Source organism: Micromonospora saelicesensis (assembly GCF_900091575.1).
GTDB lineage: Bacteria > Actinomycetota > Actinomycetes > Mycobacteriales > Micromonosporaceae > Micromonospora > Micromonospora saelicesensis.
On record NZ_FMCR01000003.1, the window covers coordinates 1,018,646 to 1,036,515 of the forward strand.

General features: G+C 72.1%; 18 protein-coding genes. 16 read left to right on the top strand and 2 right to left on the bottom strand.

Going from position 1 to position 17,870, the window contains the following annotated elements; genetic code table 11:
* The first annotated feature begins 108 nt into the window (after nucleotides 1-108).
* The 5 genes from GA0070561_RS17665 (at nucleotide 109) to GA0070561_RS17685 (ending at nucleotide 3,955) form a co-directional block, all read left to right on the top strand.
* Complete coding sequence (locus GA0070561_RS17665; protein WP_091401878.1) at nucleotides 109-588, top strand: glycosyltransferase family 28 protein; 480 nt, start codon at nucleotides 109-111, stop codon at nucleotides 586-588.
* Nucleotides 585-1,259, top strand: a complete 675-nt coding sequence (locus tag GA0070561_RS17670) for a glycosyltransferase (RefSeq protein WP_091401880.1) — start codon at nucleotides 585-587, stop codon at nucleotides 1,257-1,259. The genes GA0070561_RS17665 and GA0070561_RS17670 overlap by 4 nt, the downstream gene beginning before the upstream one ends.
* Nucleotides 1,256-2,179, top strand: coding sequence for a glycosyltransferase family 2 protein (locus GA0070561_RS17675; protein ID WP_091401882.1), 924 nt, complete (start codon nucleotides 1,256-1,258; stop codon nucleotides 2,177-2,179). Before GA0070561_RS17670 ends, GA0070561_RS17675 begins: the two co-directional genes overlap by 4 nt.
* A gap of 94 nt (nucleotides 2,180-2,273) precedes the next feature.
* Nucleotides 2,274-3,452, top strand: a complete 1,179-nt coding sequence (gene aroC / locus GA0070561_RS17680; RefSeq protein WP_091401884.1) for a chorismate synthase — start codon at nucleotides 2,274-2,276, stop codon at nucleotides 3,450-3,452.
* A complete protein-coding gene (locus GA0070561_RS17685; protein ID WP_091401886.1) occupies nucleotides 3,452-3,955 on the top strand; it encodes a shikimate kinase in 504 nt (167 codons plus the stop codon). The genes aroC and GA0070561_RS17685 overlap by 1 nt, the downstream gene beginning before the upstream one ends.
* 102 nt (nucleotides 3,956-4,057) lie before the next feature.
* Here the strand turns inward: GA0070561_RS17685 and GA0070561_RS17690 are convergent, their stop codons facing one another.
* Nucleotides 4,058-4,786, bottom strand: a complete 729-nt coding sequence (locus GA0070561_RS17690; RefSeq protein WP_091401888.1) for an alpha/beta fold hydrolase — start codon at nucleotides 4,784-4,786, stop codon at nucleotides 4,058-4,060.
* A gap of 79 nt (nucleotides 4,787-4,865) precedes the next feature.
* On the opposite strand from GA0070561_RS17690, the gene GA0070561_RS17695 reads away from it, so the two are divergent.
* From GA0070561_RS17695 to nusB, 5 genes are all read left to right on the top strand, one after another.
* Entirely contained in the window at nucleotides 4,866-5,864 is a 999-nt protein-coding gene (locus tag GA0070561_RS17695; protein WP_091401890.1) for a helix-turn-helix transcriptional regulator, read from the top strand.
* Nucleotides 5,865-5,874: 10 nt separating this feature from the next.
* Nucleotides 5,875-6,954: a 3-dehydroquinate synthase gene (aroB, locus tag GA0070561_RS17700; RefSeq protein ID WP_091401892.1), complete on the top strand. Its 1,080-nt coding sequence runs from the start codon at nucleotides 5,875-5,877 to the stop codon at nucleotides 6,952-6,954.
* Entirely contained in the window at nucleotides 6,951-7,376 is a 426-nt protein-coding gene (aroQ, locus tag GA0070561_RS17705) for a type II 3-dehydroquinate dehydratase (RefSeq protein ID WP_091401894.1), read from the top strand. The genes aroB and aroQ overlap by 4 nt, the downstream gene beginning before the upstream one ends.
* A gap of 98 nt (nucleotides 7,377-7,474) precedes the next feature.
* Complete coding sequence (gene efp, locus GA0070561_RS17710) at nucleotides 7,475-8,032, top strand: elongation factor P (protein WP_007458344.1); 558 nt, start codon at nucleotides 7,475-7,477, stop codon at nucleotides 8,030-8,032.
* 23 nt (nucleotides 8,033-8,055) lie between these two features.
* The gene (gene nusB, locus GA0070561_RS17715; protein WP_181539277.1) at nucleotides 8,056-8,466 is read left to right on the top strand and encodes a transcription antitermination factor NusB; all 411 of its coding nucleotides are present in this window, start codon (nucleotides 8,056-8,058) and stop codon (nucleotides 8,464-8,466) included.
* 91 nt (nucleotides 8,467-8,557) lie between these two features.
* Here the strand turns inward: nusB and bldD are convergent, their stop codons facing one another.
* Nucleotides 8,558-9,046 carry a transcriptional regulator BldD gene (gene bldD / locus GA0070561_RS17720; RefSeq protein WP_007458348.1) on the bottom strand — a complete coding sequence of 163 codons (489 nt, stop codon included), beginning with the start codon at nucleotides 9,044-9,046 and terminating at the stop codon, nucleotides 8,558-8,560.
* Between the two features lie 288 nt (nucleotides 9,047-9,334).
* Between bldD and pyrR the strand changes: the two genes are divergently transcribed.
* From pyrR to GA0070561_RS17750, 6 genes are read left to right on the top strand one after another with little or no spacing between them, the layout of a single operon-like run.
* Nucleotides 9,335-9,919: a bifunctional pyr operon transcriptional regulator/uracil phosphoribosyltransferase PyrR gene (gene pyrR, locus GA0070561_RS17725; RefSeq protein WP_091401898.1), complete on the top strand. Its 585-nt coding sequence runs from the start codon at nucleotides 9,335-9,337 to the stop codon at nucleotides 9,917-9,919.
* Complete coding sequence (locus GA0070561_RS17730; protein ID WP_091401900.1) at nucleotides 9,916-10,842, top strand: aspartate carbamoyltransferase catalytic subunit; 927 nt, start codon at nucleotides 9,916-9,918, stop codon at nucleotides 10,840-10,842. The genes pyrR and GA0070561_RS17730 overlap by 4 nt, the downstream gene beginning before the upstream one ends.
* Complete coding sequence (locus tag GA0070561_RS17735; protein WP_091401901.1) at nucleotides 10,839-12,116, top strand: dihydroorotase; 1,278 nt, start codon at nucleotides 10,839-10,841, stop codon at nucleotides 12,114-12,116. Before GA0070561_RS17730 ends, GA0070561_RS17735 begins: the two co-directional genes overlap by 4 nt.
* The gene (carA, locus tag GA0070561_RS17740; RefSeq protein WP_091401903.1) at nucleotides 12,116-13,279 is read left to right on the top strand and encodes a glutamine-hydrolyzing carbamoyl-phosphate synthase small subunit; all 1,164 of its coding nucleotides are present in this window, start codon (nucleotides 12,116-12,118) and stop codon (nucleotides 13,277-13,279) included. The genes GA0070561_RS17735 and carA overlap by 1 nt, the downstream gene beginning before the upstream one ends.
* Nucleotides 13,272-16,619, top strand: a complete 3,348-nt coding sequence (carB, locus tag GA0070561_RS17745; RefSeq protein WP_091401904.1) for a carbamoyl-phosphate synthase large subunit — start codon at nucleotides 13,272-13,274, stop codon at nucleotides 16,617-16,619. The genes carA and carB overlap by 8 nt, the downstream gene beginning before the upstream one ends.
* A complete protein-coding gene (locus tag GA0070561_RS17750) occupies nucleotides 16,616-17,662 on the top strand; it encodes a quinone-dependent dihydroorotate dehydrogenase (protein WP_091401906.1) in 1,047 nt (348 codons plus the stop codon). The genes carB and GA0070561_RS17750 overlap by 4 nt, the downstream gene beginning before the upstream one ends.
* Nucleotides 17,663-17,870: the final 208 nt, after the last annotated feature.

Here is a 17,870-nt window from a genome sequence, read left to right on the forward strand (position 1 = left end):
CGTGGAGATCGTGATCTCGGCCGGTCGCGCTATTCAACGACCGGGGATCGTGTGATCTGCTTCTGCCTGGCGTGAACTGAAATTCCAAGCGAACTTGTGGGGAGTCGCGTGGACACGAACAACGACGACAGTGGGGCGCCGGTGCTGCTGCTGGTCGGCTCCAGCGGCGGCCATCTGGCCCAACTACTGGCCCTGCGGCCCTGGTACGAACAGTGGCGGCGTTGCTGGGTCACCTTCGACACCCCGGAGGCGGTGTCGCTGCTGGCCGGGGAGGACCTGGTGCCGGCGCACCACCCGACCACCCGCAACGTGCCGAACCTGCTGCGCAACGCGCTGCTGGCCTGGCAGGTGCTGCGGGCCCGGCGGGTCGCCGCCGTGGTCACCACCGGCGCCGGTGTGGCGGTGCCGTTCGTGGTGCTGGCCCGGCTGCGGCGCATCCCGACCGTCTACATCGAGGTGTACGACCGGATCGACACCCCGACGTTGACCGCTCGGCTCTGCCGGCCGTTCCTGTCCGCGATGCTCGTGCAGTGGGACGAGCAGCGCCGGCAGTACCCCGAGGCGACAGTCGTCGGGACGCTGCTGTGACCGGGGAGACGGGCACGGCCCGGCGTCCGCAACCCCGGCCGGCCACCGAGGCGGCCCGCCTGCCCCGCCAACGCGACAGCTCGGCGGTCGCCCAGCTTCGACTGCTGGTCGCGGTGGGCACCGACAAGCACCCCTTCGACCGGCTCGTCGACTGGTTGGCGCAGTGGCACGCGCAGGCCGCCGGCCCGATCGGGCTGACCATGCAGCACGGGCACACCACCGCGCCCCAGCTGAGCGGCGCGGTGCCGTTCCTCGGCCACGACGCGTTGCAGCAGGCGATGATCGATGCCGACCTGGTGGTCTGCCACGGTGGCCCGGCGACCATCCTGGAGGCCCGCCGGCACGGCCACCTGCCCATCGTGGTGCCCCGCGATCCGGCTCGCGGCGAGCACGTCGACAACCACCAGCTCCTCTTCGCCCGCCGGCTCGGCGCCGCCGGGCTGGTGGCGCTCTGTGAGACCCGGGAGGCCCTGCACGACGCGTTGGCCGCCGGGGTGGCCGACCCGTCCCGGTACGCGGTGGCCGCCGACCCGGAGGCACACGAGGCACGACGGGCGGCGGTGGCCCGGGTCGGGCAGATCGTCGACGACCTGGTGGCCCGTTCGACCCCGCGCCCACCCCGGTGGCGGGCCTGGTCCCGGCCGCGCCCGGGTACGAAGGAGATTCGATGACCCAGCAGCCGACCGTCAGCGTCGTGGTGCCCACCCGGGACCGCCCCGAGCTGCTGCGGGCCGCGGTGCGCGCGATCCTGGCACAGGACTACCCGGGCCTGATCGAGGTCGTCGTGGTGTTCGACCAGTCCGCGCCGGACGAGTCGCTGACCGAGCTGGGCAGCGGCCCGGCCCGCGTGGTGCGGGTGATCCACAACGGTCGTACCCCCGGGTTGGCCGGTGCGCGCAACAGCGGCACCCTCGCGGCCGAGGGCGAGCTGGTCGCGTTCTGCGACGACGACGACGAGTGGCTGCCCGCCAAGCTGGCCGCCCAGGTCGACGCGCTGGCCGGCGATCCGGCCGCCGAGTTCGTCTGCTGCGGCATCCGGGTCAACTACGACGGGCACACAGTCGACCGGGTGCTCGACAAGGACCGGATCACCCTGGACGACCTGCTGCGCGACCGGATGACGGAGCTGCACCCGTCGACCTTCCTGATCCGCGCCACCGCGTTGCGCGACGGGTTTGGGCTAGTCGACGAGGAGATCCCGGGCAGCTACGCGGAGGACTACGAGTTCCTGCTGCGGGCGGCGCGCAGCGCGCCGCTGATCAACCTGCGGACGCCGTCGGTGCTGGTTCGCTGGCACAAGCGCTCGTACTTCGCGCAGCGCTGGGACACCATCTCGGAGGCGTTGCAGTGGTTGCTGCGGCGCTACCCGGAGTTCGCCAGTCAACCGGCCGGCGAGGCCCGGGTGTCCGGGCAGATCGCCTTCGCCCAGGCCGCCTCCGGCGACCGCCGGGGTGCGTTGCGCTGGGCCCGGCGCACCCTGCGGAGCAACCCCCGCGAGCCGCGCGCCTACCTGGCCCTCGCCGTCGCCGGTCGGGTGGTCCGGGCCGACGCGGTGCTGCGCACCCTGCACAAGCGCGGTCGGGGGATCTGAGCCGCCGCCCGCGTGAGCGGGCGGCGGCGTCCGCTGGGCGGGACGCGACGGGGAGCGCGCTGCGTCGGTGGCCCGCCGTGACAGACTGACCGCTGTGTTGCGCTGGTTGACTGCAGGTGAATCGCACGGTCCCGCCCTCGTCGCGATGTTGGAGGGGGTGCCGGCCGGCATTGAGGTGACCACCACCGAGATCGCCGACGAGCTGGCCCGTCGACGGCTGGGCTACGGGCGGGGTGCCCGGATGTCGTTCGAGCGGGACGAGGTCGAGCTGCTCGGCGGCCTGCGGCACGGCGTGACCCTGGGCAGCCCGGTGGCGATCCGGGTCGGCAACTCCGAGTGGCCGAAGTGGCAGACCGTGATGGCCGCCGACCCGGTCGACCCCGACGAGCTGGCCCGGCAGGCCCGTAACGCCCCGCTGACCCGCCCCCGGCCGGGCCACGCGGACCTGGCCGGCATGCAGAAGTACGGCCACACCGACGCCCGGCCGATCCTGGAGCGCGCCAGCGCACGGGAGACCGCCGCCCGGGTGGCTGTCGGCACTGTCGCCAAGGCGCTGATCCGTCAGGCGCTCGGCATCGAGATCGTCTCGCACGTCGTCGAGCTGGGCCCGGTGGCCGCGAAGCCCGGGCTGCGTCCCACGCCGTCCGACACGGCCCGGATCGACGCCGACCCGCTGCGCTGCCTCGACCCGGAGGCCAGCGCCCTGATGGTCGCCGAGGTCGATGCCGCGAAGAAGGCCGCCGACACCCTCGGCGGCGTGGTCGAGGTGCTGGCGTACGGGGTGCCACCAGGGCTGGGCAGCCACGTGCAGTGGGACCGCAAGCTCGACGCCCGGCTGGCCACCGCGCTGATGTCCATCCAGGCGATCAAGGGCGTGGAGATCGGCGACGGCTGGCAGCAGGCCCGCTCCCGCGGCTCCGAGGCGCACGACGAGATCATCCCGTCGGCCACCGGCGTCCGCCGGGTCACCGACCGGGCCGGCGGGCTGGAGGGTGGCATCACCACCGGTGAGCCGCTGCGGGTCCGCGCCGCGATGAAGCCGATCTCCTCGCTGAACCGGGCGCTGGCCACCGTGGACGTCACCACCGGCGAGCCGGCCACCGCGATCAACCAGCGCTCCGACGTCTGCGCGGTGCCCGCCGCGGCGGTGGTCGCCGAGGCGATGGTGGCGCTGGTGCTGGCCGAGGCGGCCACCGAGAAGTTCGGCGGAGACTCGATCGCCGAGATCCGCCGCAACCTGGCCGGGTATCTCGACGCGCTGGTCATCCGCTGATGGCACCGGTCGTCGTGCTGGTCGGCGCGCCCGGCTGCGGCAAGACCACCGTCGGGCGGGCGCTCGCCGCCACCCTCGGCGTGGAGTTCCGCGACACCGACACCGACATCGAGCAGATGGCCGGGAAGCCGATCCCGGAGATCTTCATCGACGAGGGTGAGGCGCACTTCCGTACCCTGGAACGGGCCGCCGTGGCCGCGGCGCTGGCCGGCGGCACTGGCGTGCTCGCCCTCGGCGGCGGCGCGGTGCTGGCCGAGGAGACCCGAGCGGCCCTGATCGGGCACCGGGTGGTGCACCTCTCGGTCGAGCTGCCCGACGCGGTGCGGCGGGTCGGGCTCGGCGCCGGCCGGCCGCTGCTGGCGATCAACCCACGGGCCACCCTCAAGCACCTGCTGGACCAGCGCCGGCCGCTCTACGCCGAGGTCGCCACCGAGACGGTGGTCACCGACGGCCGGGCCCCGGCGCAGGTCGTCGCCGAGGTCGCCGCCCTGCTGCCCCGCTGACGTCGCCCTGCCCCGCCGATCTTGCAGTAGCTGCCCCAACGTAGGGGGCATTCCCCGCATCTCGGCAACCGGAACTGCAAGATCGGCGCAGTGGGCTGGTTCTCAGCCGCGGGCGATCAGGTCGAGGACGTCGGTTAGAGCCTTCGGCTCGCTGAGCATCGGCCAGTGCCCGGTGGGCAGCTCGTGCAACTGGCCGTCGGCCAGGCCGGTGAAGAACGGATGCTCCTGTTGGATCATCTGCTGCACCACGCTGAGCGGGAAGGTGCTGGCCACCAGCGCGGTCGGCACCGGGTGCCCGCCGGTGCGTCGGACCGGGTCGGTGGCGGCCCGCAGCGGCTGCGGGGTGGCCCGGGTGCGCAGCAGCGCGAGCGTCGGCTCGTCCAGGCCGGCCAGGTTGGTCGGGTCGGCGGCCGGATCCCAGGCCGGCGGCGGCAGCAGGTGCCCGGTGCCGATCGCGGCCCGCAGCCGCTGCTGCTCCTCCGGCGGCAGCGTGTCGAACTGCGCCGTGCCGTCCGGCAACGGCCCGCTCTCCACGTAGACGATCCGGGCGATCCGGTGCGGGACGCGGTCCGCCGCTTGGGCGGCCGGCATTCCCCCTCCGGAGTGCCCGACCAGCAGTACGTCGCGCAGGTCCTCGACCTCGATCAGTCGGACGATGTCGCTGGTGTGCGTGTCCAGGCCGACCTCCGGACCGGCGAGGTGGTCGCGTTCGGCCACCCCGGTCAGCGTCATCGGATAGACCTCGTGCCCCTGCGACCGCAGCGCGGCGGTCACGTCCCGCCACGCCCAGGCACCCAGCCAGAATCCCGGCACCAGCACGAATGTCGCCATCTGTGGCTCCTTCTCTCGGCTACCGACAGACCGTACGATCTAAACCGGACAGGATCCGCCCGGTTTGAAGGAGTGGCCCGTGTCACATCCCGCGGGGCGGGTGCTGGCTCTGCTCGAACTGCTGCAGACCCGGCACCGGTCGACGGCCGCCGAACTGGCCGGCCACCTGGGGGTGGATGAGCGGACCGTGCGGCGGTACGCGACCACGCTTGTGGAGCTGGGCATTCCCGTCACCGCCGACCGGGGCCGCTACGGCGGCTACCGGCTGCACTCCGGTTACAAGCTGCCGCCGCTGATGCTCACCGACGACGAGGCGGTGGCCGTGCTGCTCGGCCTCGTCGTCGCCGAACGGGTCGGGCTCGCCACCGAGCAGCCCGCCACCGCCAGCGCGCTGGCGAAGATCCGCCGGGTGCTGCCCGCGGCGCTCGCCGACCGGCTCGCCGCCGTCCAGGAGCACCTGGGCTTCACCCTGCGTCGTCCGGAGCCGGAGCGCGGACCGGCGTCCAGCACCCTGCTCGCGCTGGCCTCGGCCACCCGGCACCGGCAGCGCGTGGCACTGGACTACCGCTCCTGGCGGGGCGAGCAGTCGCACCGCGAACTCGACCCGTACGGGCTGGTCTTCCACGCCGGCCGTTGGTATGTCACCGGCCACGACCACCGGCGCGGGGAGATCCGCACCTTCCGACTGGACCGGATCGGCGCGGTGACGCCCGGCGCGGCGAGCTTCACCGTGCCGGACGGCTTCGAGGCGGTGGCCTGGGTGACCCGGTCGCTGGCCGGGGTGCCGTACACGCACGAGGTGGAGGTCGTGCTGGAGACCGACCTGGTCGCCGCCCGCCGCCGCATCCCGCCCAGCGTGGCCGAGTTGACCGCCACCACCGACGGGGTGCTGCTGCGGGCCCGAGCGGAGAGCCTGCCCGGGATGGCGGCGCTGCTCGCCGGGCTGGGCTGTCCGTTCACCGTGCGGCATCCGGACGCGCTGCGCGCCGCGGTGGCCGAACACGCCCGCCGGTTGGCGGACTGGGCCGCCCGGCCAGCAGGTGGACAGCCGCCCTCCCCGCGCCGCCCGCTGGACTAGGCTGCCGGCGATGGACAAGGTGACCCGAATTCCGGTCGGCGGCGAGCGGCCGTACGACGTCTTGGTGGGACGTGACCTGCTGGGTGCGCTGCCTGGCCTGCTGCCCGGCGCGACCCGGGTGGCGGTGCTGCACGCGCCTCCGCTCAAGGCCCTCGCGGACGCGCTCGGCGAACGCCTGCGCGCGGCCGGCGTCGAGCCACTGCCGATCGAGGTGCCCGACGCCGAGTCGGGAAAGCACATCGAGGTGGCCGCCTCCTGCTGGGACCGGCTCGGAGCGGCCGGCTTCACCCGTACCGACGCGGTGGTCGGGGTGGGCGGCGGCGCGGTGACCGACCTGGCCGGCTTCGTCGCGGCCTGCTGGCTGCGGGGTGTGCGCTGGGTGCCGGTGGCGACCTCGCTGCTGGGCATGGTGGATGCCGCGGTGGGCGGCAAGACGGGCATCAACACGGCCGCCGGCAAGAACCTGGTGGGCGCGTTCCACCCGCCGGTCGGGGTCTTGGCCGACCTGTCCACTCTGGACAGCCTGCCCGCTGTGGACCTGGCGGCCGGGTTGGCCGAGGTCGTCAAGTGCGGGTTCATCGCCGACCCGACGATCCTGGATCTCATCGAGAACGACCCGGAGGCCGCCACCGACCCCCGTGGGCCGGTGAGCCGGGAGCTGATCGAGCGGGCCATCCGGGTCAAGGCCGACGTGGTCGCCGGCGACCTGCGCGAGTCGGGCCTGCGGGAGGTGCTCAACTACGGTCACACGCTGGCCCACGCCATCGAGCAGAACGAGGGCTACCGCTGGCGGCACGGCCACGCGGTCGCCGTGGGTCTGGTGTACGCGGCCACGCTGGCCAGGCTCGCCGGGCGGCTGGACGCGCCGACCGCCGACCGACACCGGGTCACGCTGAGCGCGCTGGGTCTGCCGGTGAGCTACCCGGCCGACGCCTGGCCGCAGCTGTTGGCCGCGATGCGGGTGGACAAGAAGACCCGGGGCAGTCGGCTGCGCTTCGTGGTGCTCGACGGGCTGGCCCGCCCGGCGATGTTGGAGGGCCCCGACGACGCGTTGCTGGAGGCCGCCTACCGGGAGGTGGCAACCGCGTGAAGGTCTACGTCCTGAACGGGCCGAACCTGGGCCGGCTGGGCACCCGCGAGCCCGACGTGTACGGCGCGACCAGCTACGCGGACCTGGTGGCGCTCTGTGAGAGCACCGGTCGGGAGCTGGGGCTGGCGGTGACGGTCCGGCAGACCGACGCGGAGCACGAGCTGCTCGGCTGGCTGCACACGGCGGCCGACGAGGGCGCTGCGGTCGTGCTCAACCCGGCGGCCTGGTCGCACTACTCGTACGCGGTGCGGGACGCCTGCGCCATGCTGCGGGGGCCGCTGGTGGAGGTGCACATCTCCAACATCCACACCCGTGAGGAGTTCCGGCACCATTCGGTGGTCTCGGCGGTGGCGACCGGGGTGATCTGCGGTCTCGGTATCGACGGCTATCGTCTCGCTCTGCACCATCTGGCCACCCGCTGAGGGCCCACCCACTGGGCGCTCCGAACGGGGGGCCGTCCGATTCGACGCAGCTTGTAGACTTGCCAGGTCTGTCCGCCAATTGATGATCAAGGCAGGAAATGGCCTCCACCAACGACCTCAAAAACGGCCTGGTACTCAACCTGGACGGCGAGCTCTGGGCCGTCGTCGAGTTCCAGCACGTCAAGCCCGGTAAGGGTGGTGCCTTCGTGCGCACCACGCTGAAGAACGTGCTGTCCGGGAAGGTGGTCGACAAGACCTTCAACGCGGGCACCAAGGTCGAAACCGCGACCGTTGACAAGCGCACGATGCAGTACCTGTACGCCGACGGTGAGGACTTCGTCTTCATGGATCTGGAGACCTTCGACCAGATCACCGTGCCCGGTGGCACCGTCGGTGAGGCAGCCAACTACCTGCTGCCCGAGGCGGAGGCGACAGTCGCACAGCACGAGGGTGTGCCGCTCTACATCGAGCTGCCCACCAGCGTCGTGCTGGAGGTCACCTACACCGAGCCGGGCCTGCAGGGCGACCGTTCGACCGGCGGCACCAAGCCGGCGACCGTGGAGACCGGCGCCACCGTGCCGGTTCCGCTGTTCATCACCACCGGCGAGAAGATCAAGGTCGACACCCGCGACGGCCGTTACCTCGGCCGCGCCTGATGGCTGAGGGTTCCAAGCAGCAGATGCCGGCGCGCCGCAAGGCGCGCAAGCGGGCGCTGGATGTCCTTTACGAGGCCGACCTGCGGGACAAGCCTCCGGTGGAGGTGCTCGCCGGCTACGTGCAGCGGATCGAGCAGCCCCGACCGGAGCATCTCGGCTACGCGGTGGGCCTGGTCGAAGGTGTTGCCGAGTACCTCAACCGGATCGACGAGCTGATCGCCAGCTACGCCGAGGGTTGGACGCTGGAGCGGATGCCGGTCGTCGACCGTAATCTGGCCCGGATCGCCGTCTACGAGTTGCTCTACGTCGACGAGATCGACGACGCGGTGGCGATCAGCGAGGCCGTGGAGCTGGCTCGGCAGATGTCGACCGACGATTCGCCGCGCTTCCTCAACGGGGTGCTCGGCCGGATCGCCGAGTACGCCACCCGCTGAGCGTCCGCACCGAACACCGCAAATCCGAAAGGGCCCGTGCCAGTCGGCACGGGCCCTTTCGGTGAAGCGGCAGATCAGGTGGAGCGGCAGATCAGGAGGCGAAGAACGCCCGGGGGTCGGCCACCAGCACGCCGTGCTCGGTGAGCCGCTCGATCAGACCCGACGGTGAGGCGTCGTAGACGATCGCGAGCGCCCGCAGGTCGTCGGCGCGGATGGAGAGCACCCGGCCGTTGTAGTCGCCGCGCTGCTGCTGGATGGCGCGGGCGTAGCGGGCGACGTAGGCCAGGTCCTCGGAGGCCTCGTCGTAGAGCCGCTCCAGGTCCAGGACTATCTTGCTGGTGGGCTCGTGACGGACGCCACTGCCGTCAGGCAGCAGCTCCGAGACGGGTACGCGGTAGAACTCGGCCAACTCGGCCAGACGGGACACCGTCACGGCCCGGTCGCCACGCTCGTACGAGCCGACCACCACGGCCTTCCACCGCCCGTTCGACTTCTCCTCCACACCCTGCAGGGAGAGACCCTGCTGCTGGCGGATGGAGCGCAGGCGGGCGCCCAGAGACTTGGCGTATTCAGAGGGCATTCGGACACTCCCAGTGCTGCTCGGGGTTCTCCCGTCGATCGCTACGGAGCGTGACGGTACGGGGAATGCGACACGTGGTCAAGTGGTCGTGCCCCTACCGTTGCGGAGCGTCCGGGGAGTTTTCTCCTTTTCCGGTGCCTGACCCGGTGGTCAGCGGCCGCCGTCCATCACCCCGGTGACCACTGGTAACGTGGCGGAAGCCCCGGCCCAGGTCTGCTGAGCGGTCCGGCCGGAGGTGCCCGACATCCTTTAACGACCCGTCCCGTGAGGCGGGGAAGGAGGTCCGCCGTGGCATACCCACCGGCTGCCCGCTCGTCACCACCGCAACAACCCTCGGTGAAGGTGATCCTCGCCAGCGCCGACGTGCAACGCGTGGTCGACCGCATCGCCCACCAGATCCTGGAGAAGACCCAGGGCGCCGCCAACACGGTGCTGCTGGGGATTCCCACCCGGGGCACCCCCCTGGCCCGGCGGCTCGCCGACCGGATCAGCACCTTCGAGGACGTCGCCGTTCCGGTCGGTGTGCTCGACATCACCCTGTACCGCGACGACCTCCGTCGGCATGCCACCCGCGCGGTGGGTCCGACCGAGCTGCCTCCCGGCGGGATCGACGGCAAGCGGGTCATCCTGGTCGACGACGTGCTCTTCTCCGGCCGCACCGTCCGGGCCGCGCTCGACGCGCTCAACGACGTGGGCCGCCCGGCCTCGGTGCAGCTCGCCGTCCTGGTCGACCGGGGCCACCGGGAGTTGCCGATCCGCGCCGACTACGTCGGCAAGAACATCCCGACCTCGCTCGCCGAGAGCGTCAAGGTGACGCTCGCCGAGATCGACGGGACGGACGAGGTCAAGCTCTACGGGGGACCTGCCTCATGATCAAGCATCTGCTCTCCGGCGGGGACCTGGACGCCGACACCGCCACCGAGATCCTGGACACCGCCGCCGAGATGGCCACCGTCGCTGGCCGGGAGATCAAGAAGCTTCCCGCGCTGCGCGGACGGACCGTGGTGAACCTCTTCTACGAGGACTCCACGCGCACCCGGATCTCCTTCGAGGCGGCGGCGAAGCGGCTCAGCGCCGACGTGATCAACTTTTCCGCGAAGGGGTCCAGCGTCACCAAGGGTGAGAGCCTGAAGGACACGGCGTTGACCCTGCAGGCCATGGGCGCGGACGCCGTGGTCATCCGACACCCCGCCTCCGGCGCGCCGCACCGCCTGGCCAACTGGGTGGACGGGTCGGTCGTCAACGCCGGCGACGGCACCCACGAGCACCCCACCCAGGCGCTGCTGGACGCGTACACGATGCGGGCCCGGCTGGGCCGGCTCGCCGGCCTGTCGGTCGCGGTGGTCGGGGACGTGCTGCACTCCCGGGTGGCCCGCTCCAACGTGCTGCTGCTCTCCACCCTCGGCGCCAAGGTCACCCTGGTCGGCCCGCCGACCCTCATCCCGGTCGACATCGCGGGCGCCCTCGCGCCCGGCACCGACGTCTCCTACGACCTCGACTCCGTCCTGCCGAACGTGGACGTGGTGATGATGCTGCGCGTGCAGCGGGAGCGGATGAACGACTCCTACTTCCCCTCCGCGCGCGAGTACGCCCGCCGCTACGGGCTGGACGGGCCGCGGATGCGCCGGCTGCCCGAGCACGCGATCGTCATGCACCCCGGCCCGATGAACCGGGGGATGGAGATCACCCCCGAGGTCGCCGACTCACCCCGCTCCACCATCGTCGAACAGGTCACCAACGGGGTCTCCGTGCGGATGGCTGTCCTTTACCTGCTGCTCGGAGGGAACAACCGGTGACCGCGTACCTGATCACCAGCGTGAGTGTCGTCGGCGCCGCGCCGACCGACCTGCTGATCCGCGACGGCGTCATCGCCGAGGTCGGTCCCGGCCTGACCGCGCCGGACGCCACGGTCGTCGACGGCACCGGCCTGGTCGCCCTGCCCGGCCTCGTCGATCTGCACACCCACCTGCGCGAGCCCGGTCGGGAGGACGCCGAGACCGTCGAGTCCGGTTCCCGGGCGGCGGCGCTGGGCGGCTACACGGCGGTCTGCGCGATGGCCAACACCTCCCCGGTGGCGGACACCGCCGGCGTGGTCGAGCAGGTCTGGCGGCTCGGCCGCGAGGCAGCCCTGGTCGACGTGCAGCCGATTGGCGCGGTCACCGTCGGGCTGGCCGGCGAGCGGCTGGCCGAGCTGGGCGCGATGGCCGACTCGGCGGCCCGGGTGCGGATCTTCTCTGACGACGGGCACTGCGTTGCCGACCCGAAGTTGATGCGCCGAGCCCTGGAGTACGTCAAGGCGTTCGACGGGATCATCGCCCAGCACGCCGAGGAGCCCCGGCTCACCGAGGGCGCCCAGATGCACGAGGGCGAGGTCTCCACCCGGCTCGGCCTGATCGGCTGGCCGGCGGTCGCCGAGGAGGCGATCATCGCCCGGGATGTGCTGCTCGCCGAGCACGTGGGCAGCCGACTGCACGTCTGCCACGTCTCCACCGCCGGCAGCGTCGAGGTGCTGCGCCAGGCAAAGGCGCGCGGTGTACGCGTGACCGCCGAGGTGACCCCGCACCACCTGCTGCTCACCGACGAACGGGCGGAAACCTACGACCCGGTCTACAAGGTGAACCCGCCGCTGCGCACCGCCGCGGACATCGCCGCGCTGCGTGCCGCCCTCGCCGACGGGGTGATCGACGTGATCGCCACCGACCACGCCCCGCACGCGGTGGAGGACAAGGAGTGCGAGTGGGCGTACGCCCGACCCGGGATGCTCGGTCTGGAGACGGCCCTCTCCATCGCGCTGGACGTGCTCGGCCCCGAGTGGGACCTGATCGCCGAGCGGATGTCGCGCACCCCCGCACGGATCGCCGGCCTCACCGGGCACGGCGTCGACCCCGCGCCGGGTGTGCCGGCGAACCTGACCCTGATCGACCCGGCCGCCCACCGCACCATCGAGCCGGCTGAGCTGGCCAGTCGCAGTCGCAACACCCCGTACGCCCGCATGACGCTGCCAGGTCGCATCGTGGCGACCTTCCTGCGCGGCGAGCCGACGGTCCTGGACGGAAAGGCTGTCAAGTAATGGTCAAGCGCAGACCCGCAATCCTGGTGCTGGAGGACGGCCGTACGTTCCCCGGTGAGGCGTACGGCAGCGTCGGGGAGACCTTCGGCGAGGCGGTCTTCAACACCGGCATGACCGGTTACCAGGAGACCCTGACCGACCCGTCCTACCACCGTCAGGTGGTGGTGCAGACCGCGCCGCACATCGGCAACACCGGCGTCAACGGCGAGGACGACGAGTCCGGCCGGATCTGGGTGGCCGGCTACGTCGTGCGCGACCCTGCCCGGATCGGCTCGAACTGGCGGGCCACCGGTGGTCTCGAGGACCGCCTCGCCACCGAGGGTGTGGTGGGCATCAGCGGGGTGGACACCCGTGCGCTGACCCGGCACCTGCGCGAGCGGGGCGCCATGCGGGTGGGCATCTCCAGCATCGACAACGACCCGCAGAGCCTGCTGGCCCGGGTCCGGCAGGCGCCGCAGATGGTCGGCGCGGACCTGTCCGCCGAGGTGAGCACCGCCGAGCCGTACGTCGTCGAGGCCCTGGGCGAGCACCGGTTCACCGTGGCCGCCCTGGACCTGGGCATCAAGCGCAACGTGCCGCGTCGGCTGGCCACCCGTGGGGTGACCACCCACGTGCTGCCGGCGTCGTCGAGCATCGACCAGATGCTCGCCACCGGCGCCGACGCGATCTTCCTGTCGCCCGGCCCGGGTGACCCGGCGACCGCCGACGCCCCGGTGGCGCTGGCCCAGGAGGCGCTGCGGCGGGAGGTGCCGTTGTTCGGCATCTGCTTCGGCAGCCAGATCCTGGGTCGGGCGCTCGGCTTCGGCACCTACAAGCTGGGCTACGGACACCGGGGGATCAACCAGCCGGTGCTCGACCGGGTCACCGGCAAGGTCGAGGTGACCAGCCACAACCACGGCTTCGCCGTGCAGGTTCCCGGCTCGGGCAACGGCGCGGTCGTCCCCGACCAGGTGATCGACACCGACTTCGGTGGCGTACGGGTGTCGCACGTCTGCCTCAATGACAACGTGGTCGAGGGGCTGCGGGCAGTGGACCTGCCCGCGTTCACCGTCCAGTACCACCCGGAGGCGGCGGCCGGCCCGCACGACGCGGACTACCTCTTCGACCGATTCGCCGATCTCATCGAGGGCCGGACCCACAGCAAGGGGCGCAGCAATGCCTAAGCGGACCGATCTCAAGCACATCCTCGTGATCGGCTCCGGGCCGATCGTCATCGGGCAGGCCTGCGAGTTCGACTACTCCGGCACCCAGGCGTGCCGGGTGCTGCGCAGCGAGGGGATCCGGGTCAGCCTGGTCAACTCCAACCCGGCGACGATCATGACGGACCCGGAGTTCGCCGACGCGACCTACGTCGAGCCGATCACCCCGGAGTTCGTGGAGCTGGTCATCGCCAAGGAGCGCCCGGACGCGATCCTCGCGACCCTCGGCGGGCAGACCGCGCTGAACACGGCCGTCGCCCTGCACGAGGCCGGCGTCCTGGAGAAGTACGGCGTCGAGCTGATCGGCGCGAACATCGACGCCATCAACCGGGGCGAGGACCGGCAGCTGTTCAAGGAGATCGTGGCGAAGGCCGGCGTACGGCTGGGCGTCGACGACCCGACCGCGCTGGTGCCCCGCTCGCGGGTCTGCCACTCGATGGACGAGGTCGAGGCGACAGTCGCCGAGCTGGGCCTGCCGGTGGTGATCCGGCCGTCGTTCACCATGGGGGGCCTGGGCTCCGGCATGGCGCACACCCCGGAGGACCTGGCCCGTATCGCCGGCGACGGCCTGTCCGCCAGCCCGGTGCACGAGGTGCTCATCGAGGAGAGCGTGCTCGGCTGGAAGGAGTACGAGCTCGAGCTGATGCGCGACCGGCACGACAACGTGGTGGTGGTCTGCTCGATCGAGAACATCGACCCGATGGGTGTGCACACCGGCGACAGCGTCACAGTGGCCCCGGCCATGACGCTCACCGACCGGGAGTACCAGCGCCTGCGTGACCTGGGCATCGCCGTGCTGCGCGAGGTCGGGGTGGACACCGGCGGCTGCAACATCCAGTTCGCGGTCAACCCGGTCGACGGCCGGATCGTCGTGATCGAGATGAACCCCCGGGTGTCGCGGTCCTCGGCGCTGGCCTCCAAGGCGACCGGCTTCCCGATCGCGAAGATCGCCGCGAAGCTGGCCATCGGCTACACCCTCGACGAGATCCCCAACGACATCACCCTGAAGACCCCGGCGGCGTTCGAGCCGACCCTCGACTACGTGGTGGTGAAGATCCCCCGGTTCGCGTTCGAGAAGTTCCCCGGCGCGGACCCGGAGCTGACCACCACGATGAAGTCGGTGGGCGAGGCCATGAGCCTCGGGCGCAACTTCACCGAGGCGCTGAACAAGGCGATGCGCTCGATGGAAACCAAGTCGGCCGGTTTCTGGAGCGTGCCGGACCCGGCGGGCGTCACCCTGGCGGAAACCCTCGCCGCGCTGCGGATCCCGCACGACGGCCGGCTGTACACGGTGGAGCGGGCGCTACGCCTCGGCGCGTCGATCGCCGAGGTGGCCGAGGCGTCCGGCGGGATCGATCCGTGGTTCCTGGACCAGATCTCCGCGCTGATCGAGCTGCGCGCCGAGATCGTCGACGCGCCGGTGCTCGACGCCGACCTGCTGCGCCGCGCCAAGCGGGCCGGTCTGTCCGACCGGCAGCTCGCCGCGCTGCGCCCGGAGCTGGCCGCCGAGGACGGCGTACGGACCCTGCGCCACCGCCTCGACGTGCGCCCGGTCTACAAGACGGTGGACACCTGCGCGGCCGAGTTCGAGGCGACCACGCCGTACCACTACTCCACGTACGACCTGGAGACCGAGGTCGTGCCGTCGGACCGGCCGAAGGTGCTGATCCTGGGCTCCGGCCCGAACCGGATCGGGCAGGGCATCGAGTTCGACTACTCGTGCGTGCACGCCGTCCAGGCGTTGCGGTCGGCCGGTTACGAGACCGTCATGGTCAACTGCAACCCGGAGACGGTCTCCACCGACTACGACACCGCCGACCGGCTCTACTTCGAGCCGTTGACCTTCGAGGACGTCCTGGAGGTCTGGCACGCCGAGGACTCGTCCGGTCGCGCGGCCGGCGGGCCGGGTGTGGTCGGGGTGGTCGTGCAACTCGGCGGGCAGACCCCGCTGGGGCTGGCGCAGCGGCTCAAGAACGCCGGTGTGCCGATCGTCGGCACCTCCCCGGAGTCGATCCACCTGGCCGAGGAGCGCGGCGCTTTTGGCGCGGTGCTGGCCCGCGCCGGACTGCGCGCGCCGGCGCACGGCATGGCCACCTCGTACGACGAGGCCAAGACGATCGCCGACGAGATCGGCTACCCGGTGCTGGTCCGGCCGTCGTACGTGCTGGGCGGGCGGGGCATGGAGATCGTCTACGACGACCCGACGCTGCGCGACTACATCGGCCGGGCCACCGACATCTCCCCGGACCACCCGGTGCTGGTGGACCGGTTCCTCGACGACGCCATCGAGATCGACGTGGACGCGCTGTGCGACGCCGACGGCGAGGTCTACATCGGCGGCGTGATGGAGCACATCGAGGAGGCGGGTATCCACTCCGGCGACTCGTCCTGCGCGCTCCCGCCGATCACCCTCGCGGGCTCGCACCTGGTCGAGGTCCGCCGCTACACCGAGGCCATCGCGCGTGGCGTCGGGGTCCGTGGCCTGCTCAACGTGCAGTACGCCCTCAAGGACGACGTGCTCTACGTGCTGGAGGCCAACCCGCGCGCGTCGCGGACCGTCCCGTTCGTCTCCAAGGCCACGGCGGTGCCGCTGGCCAAGGCGGCGGCCCGGATCGCGCTCGGGGCGAGCATCGCCGAGCTGCGCGCCGAGGGCCTGCTGCCGGCGACGGGGGACGGGGGCACGATGCCCGCCGACGCGCCGGTCGCGGTCAAGGAGGCGGTGCTGCCGTTCAAGCGTTTCCGGACCCGCGCGGGCAAGGGGATCGACTCGCTGCTCGGGCCGGAGATGAAGTCGACCGGCGAGGTGATGGGCATCGACACCAACTTCGGGCATGCCTTCGCCAAGAGCCAGTCGGCCGCGTACGGGTCGCTGCCGACCGCCGGGAAGATCTTCGTCTCGGTGGCCAACCGGGACAAGCGCGGCATGATCTTCCCGATCAAGCGGCTGGCCGATCTGGGCTTCGAGATCGTCGCCACCGCCGGCACGGCCGAGGTGCTGCGCCGGCACGGCATCGCGTGTGAGCAGATCCGCAAGCATTACCAGGCCGGTGCGGGCGACGACGCGGTGTCGCTGATCGGTGGCGGCCACGTGGCGCTGGTGATCAACACGCCGCAGGGTTCGGGTGCCAGCGCCCGCTCCGACGGCTACGAGATCCGCAGCGCGGCCGTCACCGCGGACATCCCGTGCATCACCACGGTCCCCGGCGCCGCCGCGGCGGTGATGGGCATCGAGGCGCGGATCCGCGGCGACATGCAGGTCCGCCCCCTGCAGGACCTGCACGCAACCCTGCGGGCGGCCCAGTGACAGTGTTCGAGCAGGCGGTACGGCCGTGGTTGTTCCGGCTCGGGGGCGGGGACGCCGAGGCGGCGCACGAGTGGACGCTGCGGCGGTTGGCGGCCCTGTCGCGGCGGCCGGCCGCGCTCGCCGCGCTGCGGGCCCGCTACGCGGTCGACGCGCCGCGCACCGTGTTCGGGGTGCGGTTCCCCAACCCGGTCGGGTTGGCCGCCGGCATGGACAAGGACGGCGCGGCGCTGCCGGCCTGGCCGGCGCTCGGCTTCGGTTTCGTGGAGGTCGGCACGGTCACCGCGCACGCCCAGCCGGGCAACCCCCGGCCGCGGCTGTTCCGGCTGCCGGCCAGCGAGGCGGTGGTCAACCGGATGGGCTTCAACAACGCCGGGGCCGCCGCGCTGGCCGCCCGGCTGGCGGCGCTGCCGCGCCCGCTCGGGGTGCCGCTGGGCATCTCGCTGGGCAAGTCCAAGGTGACCCCGCTGGACGAGGCGGTCGAGGACTACCTCGCCTCGTACCGGGCACTGCGCGGGCACGGCGACTATTTCGCGGTGAACGTGTCCTCACCGAACACCCCGGGTCTGCGGTCGTTGCAGGACCGTGGCCACCTGGACGCGCTGCTCGGCGCGTTGGTGGGGGAGAAGCCGGTGCTGGTCAAGATCGCACCAGACCTGACCGAGGCGGCGATCGCCGAGCTGCTGGAGGTCTGCCTGGCCCGGGGTGCCGCCGGGGTGATCGCCACCAACACCACGCTGTCGCGGGAGGGCCTCGCCGGCGTCGACGTCGAGCGTGGCGCGCAGGCCGGTGGCCTCTCCGGCCGGCCGCTCACCGGGCGGGCCCGCGACGTGGTCGCCTTCGTCCACTCCGAGACCGGCGGCCGGCTGCCGATCATCGGCGTCGGCGGGGTGCTGGACCCGGACGACGCGGCGCGGATGTTCGATGCCGGCGCCGCCCTGGTGCAGCTCTACACCGGCTTCATCTACCGAGGACCGGCCCTGGTCCGCGCCGCCGCCCGCGCGGCGGCCGCAACGGCGGCACCGGACGCGGTCGCCGGCCGGTGACCGCCCCCGGTCCGGTGCTGGCCCGGCCTAACAGGGTGCCGAGCCCGCTCCGCGCCGACGACCCCACGCCCGTTGTTGCCCCTTTGCTCTGCACCCGTAAATGCACCACCCGGAGCGCGACGCCCGGCCACCGGGTGTCGCGTCCGCGGGTGCAGAGCAAAGGCGGGGGAGGCGGCGGCGGAGAGGTTCGATCCGGCCGCAGGACGTC

Bases quoted from the DNA above. Each gene is read 5' to 3' on its own strand.
- GA0070561_RS17675 (WP_091401882.1), top strand. From the start codon at position 1,256: ATGACCCAGCAGCCGACCGTCAGCGTCGTGGTGCCCACCCGGGACCGC.
- GA0070561_RS17685 (WP_091401886.1), top strand. From the start codon at position 3,452: ATGGCACCGGTCGTCGTGCTGGTCGGCGCGCCCGGCTGCGGCAAGACC.
- GA0070561_RS17690 (WP_091401888.1), bottom strand. From the start codon at position 4,786: ATGGCGACATTCGTGCTGGTGCCGGGATTCTGGCTGGGTGCCTGGGCG.
- aroB (WP_091401892.1), top strand. From the start codon at position 5,875: ATGGACAAGGTGACCCGAATTCCGGTCGGCGGCGAGCGGCCGTACGAC.
- efp (WP_007458344.1), top strand. From the start codon at position 7,475: ATGGCCTCCACCAACGACCTCAAAAACGGCCTGGTACTCAACCTGGAC.
- nusB (WP_181539277.1), top strand. From the start codon at position 8,056: ATGCCGGCGCGCCGCAAGGCGCGCAAGCGGGCGCTGGATGTCCTTTAC.
- bldD (WP_007458348.1), bottom strand. From the start codon at position 9,046: ATGCCCTCTGAATACGCCAAGTCTCTGGGCGCCCGCCTGCGCTCCATC.
- GA0070561_RS17730 (WP_091401900.1), top strand. From the start codon at position 9,916: ATGATCAAGCATCTGCTCTCCGGCGGGGACCTGGACGCCGACACCGCC.
- carA (WP_091401903.1), top strand. From the start codon at position 12,116: ATGGTCAAGCGCAGACCCGCAATCCTGGTGCTGGAGGACGGCCGTACG.
- carB (WP_091401904.1), top strand. From the start codon at position 13,272: ATGCCTAAGCGGACCGATCTCAAGCACATCCTCGTGATCGGCTCCGGG.